We start from the raw sequence: 529 nt of genomic DNA, 5'->3' as shown, positions 1-529 counted from the left end.
CAGGACAGCGGTGCGGCCAGGGCGGGGCGGGGTGACGAGGGTGGCGGTGCGCAGGGCGGTGGTGAGGGTGTTGCGGTCGGCGGCGACCGCGACGGCCCGGTGGGCGAGCAGGGCGCGGCCGGTCAGCAGGGAGCGGGCGAGGTCGGCGGGTTGTCCGACGGGGTGGTCGGCGAGCTGGTCGAGGTTGGCGCGCAGGGCCTGCGGGGTGGCTGCCGAGACGACGAGCGGGACCGGCAAGCCGGTGCCGGACGCCGTCGGCTCGTCGGCGGCCGGTTCGGCCTCGACGGCTGGCGGTTCTTCGAGGATGACGTGGGCGTTGGTGCCACCGATTCCGAAGGAGGAGACTGCGGCGCGGCGGGGGCGGCCGGTGTCGGGCCAGTCCTGTCGGGACGACAGCAACCGCACCGCACCGGAGTCCCAGTCCACCATCGGCGACGGCACCTCACAGTGCAGTGAGCGCGGTGCCACTCCCGCCCGCATCGCCTGCACCATCTTGATCACACCACCCACACCCGCCGCCGCCTGGGCA

General features: G+C 74.9%; 1 protein-coding gene. It reads right to left on the bottom strand.

Annotated features, from left to right (window positions below; all coding sequences use genetic code 11):
• Window positions 1-529, bottom strand: a 529-nt coding sequence (locus Vgi01_RS31085) for a ketoacyl-synthetase C-terminal extension domain-containing protein (protein ID WP_275412591.1), incomplete at both ends; no start/stop codon positions are given.

It is taken from the genome of Micromonospora gifhornensis, from assembly GCF_016863515.1.
Classification (GTDB): Bacteria; Actinomycetota; Actinomycetes; order Mycobacteriales; family Micromonosporaceae; genus Micromonospora; species Micromonospora gifhornensis.
This window is presented reverse-complemented; position numbering and strand designations above follow the sequence as displayed.